Consider the following 2,868-nt stretch of genomic DNA (forward strand, 5'->3'; position numbering starts at 1 on the left):
GTCTTCACCCTCTTCGGCACCCAGCTCTCCCAGGTCTGCCTGATCGTCCTCGGCATCCTCGTCACCGCGGGCGAGTACTCCAACGGCATGGTCCGCGCCACCCTCACCGCCGTCCCGGCCCGGCTGCCCGTCCTGTGGTCGAAGGCCGCCATCTACACGGCGGTCGCCTTCACGGTGAGCCTCATGACCAACGTCGTCACCTTCCTCGCCGCCCAGATCTGGCTCTCCGGCAGCGACAAGCAGCTGTCCCTCACCGACGACGGCGTCTTCGCCGCGCTCACCACGAGCGCCGTCTCCCTCACCCTGCTCGGCCTCATCGCGCTCGGCCTCGGCGCACTGCTCCGCTCGGTGCCCGGCGCCATCGGCGCGTGCGTCGGCGCGGTGCTCGTCCTGCCCGAGGTCCTCGCCATGCTGCCCTTCACCGCCGTGGACACCGCCGTCTCGTACTTTCCCGCCCAGGCGGCGAGCGCGCTCGGCTCGGTGCACAGGGTGGAGAACGCCATCGCTCCCGGCCCGGCGCTGCTCACCCTCGCCCTCTGGTCGGCGGCGGTCATCGCGTGCGCGTCCGTCCTGCTCAAGCGGCGGGACGTATGAGGTCCGTACGCCGTACCGCCCCCGCGTGCGGAACGCCTGTACGAGGATGAGGCCGTGACCGAGCCGCATCCCCTGACCCAGCTCATCCAGCGCACGACCCAGCGGGTGCGCGCCTTCGACAGGCGCCGCCCGCTCGTCTGGGACCTGGGGGTCACGTCCTTCTTCGTGGGCGCCGCCCTCGTCGACGCGAGCGGCGGCTGGCGCAACACCGCTCCCGAGACGGATGTGCCCGGCTGGCTGATCCTCGCGATGAGCGTCGGTCTCTCGCTGCCCGTACTGTGGCGTCGGCGCCACCCCATGGCCGTCCTCACCGTCATGGTGGCCACCGGCCTGGTCAACAGCTACAGCGGCGCCATGCTCCAGGCCTCGCTGATCCAGATGCTCGTCCTGTTCAGCATCGCGATGCGGCTGCCCCTGAGGACACTGGGCCTCGCGGGTCTCATGATGACCGCGCCGCTGGCCGTCGCCGCCGTCCGCTACCCCAAGGACAGCTGGGACCAGCAGATCATCCCCAACGTGTGGGCGTACGCCCTCGTCGCGCTCCTCGGCATCGCGGTCCGCTCCCGCCAGGACTACACGGCTGCCCTCGTCGAACGCGCCCACCAGCTCGAAGTCGAGCGCGACCAGCAGGCGCAGCTCGCCGCGGCGGCCGAACGCACCCGCATCGCCCGCGAGATGCACGACATCATCGGCCACAACCTCTCCGTCATCACGGGTCTCGCGGACGGCGGTTCGTACGCCGCCGCCAAGTCGCCCGAGCGCGCCACCCAGGCCCTCGAAGCCATCGGCTCGACCAGCCGTCAGGCCCTCTCCGAACTCCGGCGCCTCCTGGACGTCCTGCGCGACGACGGACCCGCCACGGCCGAGCGCTCCCCGCAGCCCGCCCTCACCGACCTCGACCGGCTCATCGAAGGCGTACGGGCCACGGGCCTCCCGGTCCGCAGCACGGTCACCGGATGCCACGGCACCGTCCCCGCGGGCCGCCAGCTCACCGTCTACCGCGTCGTCCAGGAAGCCCTGACCAACACCCTCAAGCACGGCGGCCCCGACGCGACCGCCGCCGTCGACGTCTCCTATGCCGAGGACGGCGGCGTGACGGTCGACGTCACGGACACGGGCAGGGGCGGTTCCGCACCACTCTGGTCCGACGGCCGGGGACGTGGTCTGACGGGAATGCGGGAACGAACCGCGTTGTACGACGGCACACTTGAGGCCGGACCGCTCCCGCACCCGGGACGCGGCTGGCGCGTCCACCTCCATCTCCCGAAGGACAGCGAGACACCGTGACGACCGTGCTCATCGTCGACGACCAGCCCATGCAGCGCTTCGGCTTCCGCATGCTCCTGGAGAGCCAGGAGGACATGACGGTGGCGGGTGAGGCGGGCAACGGCAGCGAGGCAGTCCGCATGACGGCCGAACACCACCCCGACGTCGTCCTCATGGACATCCGCATGCCGGGCCTCGACGGCATCGAGGCCACGCGCCGCATCGTCGCGTCCGGCGACCGCACCCGCGTCCTCATCCTGACCACGTTCGACCTCGACGAGTACGCGTACGACGGACTCCGCGCGGGGGCCTCCGGCTTCCTGATCAAGGATGCCCTGCCGGAGGAGCTGCTCTCCGGCATCCGGGCGGTCGCCTCGGGCGACGCGGTGGTCGCCCCGAGCCTGACCCGACGCCTCCTCGACGCCTACGCGGGCCACCTCCCGGAGTCCGGAACGGTGACGGCCGATCCGGCCCACCATCCGCGCCTCGCCGCACTCACCGACCGCGAACGCGAGATCCTGACGGTCATCGGGCAGGGCTGGACGAACGCGGAGATCGCCTCGCGTCTGCACCTCGCCGAATCGACCGTGAAGACGCATGTGGGACGCATCCTCGCGAAGACGGGGGCGAGGGACCGGGTGCAGGCGGTCATCCTGGCGTACGACACGAAGCTGGTGCGGCCGTCGTGATGTGCGGAAACCGAGAATGCGCAAGGATCTTAAACAATGCGCCAGGATCTTAAACGCAGAAAACCCCCGCACCAGAGGTGCGGGGGTTTTCTATCAAAAGGAGTTCGGCGGCGTCCTACTCTCCCACAGGGTCCCCCCTGCAGTACCATCGGCGCTGTGAGGCTTAGCTTCAACAGGAGTTCGGCGGCGTCCTACTCTCCCACAGGGTCCCCCCTGCAGTACCATCGGCGCTGTGAGGCTTAGCTTCCGGGTTCGGAATGTAACCGGGCGTTTCCCTCACGCTATGACCACCGAAACACTATGAAACTGACAACCGCAC

At 69.8% G+C, this 2,868-nt stretch carries 3 protein-coding genes and 1 rRNA gene; 3 read left to right on the top strand and 1 reads right to left on the bottom strand.

Annotated elements, in window-relative coordinates:
• The 3 genes from AB8Z36_RS35395 to AB8Z36_RS35405 all read left to right on the top strand — a co-directional run.
• On the top strand, nucleotides 1-594 hold a 594-nt coding region (locus AB8Z36_RS35395; protein ID WP_369217492.1), incomplete at its 5' end, for an ABC transporter permease.
• A 54-nt stretch (nucleotides 595-648) separates the two neighbouring features.
• Nucleotides 649-1,881 carry a sensor histidine kinase gene (locus AB8Z36_RS35400; protein ID WP_369217493.1) on the top strand — a complete coding sequence of 411 codons (1,233 nt, stop codon included), beginning with the start codon at nucleotides 649-651 and terminating at the stop codon, nucleotides 1,879-1,881.
• Nucleotides 1,878-2,549, top strand: a complete 672-nt coding sequence (locus AB8Z36_RS35405) for a response regulator (protein ID WP_369217494.1) — start codon at nucleotides 1,878-1,880, stop codon at nucleotides 2,547-2,549. Before AB8Z36_RS35400 ends, AB8Z36_RS35405 begins: the two co-directional genes overlap by 4 nt.
• A gap of 178 nt (nucleotides 2,550-2,727) precedes the next feature.
• Here AB8Z36_RS35405 and rrf read toward each other — a convergent pair.
• Nucleotides 2,728-2,844, bottom strand: a 5S ribosomal RNA gene (gene rrf, locus AB8Z36_RS35410).
• Nucleotides 2,845-2,868: the final 24 nt, after the last annotated feature.

The sequence above is a fragment of the Streptomyces flavofungini genome (genome assembly GCF_041028215.1).
In the GTDB taxonomy this organism is placed as follows: domain Bacteria; phylum Actinomycetota; class Actinomycetes; order Streptomycetales; family Streptomycetaceae; genus Streptomyces; species Streptomyces flavofungini_B.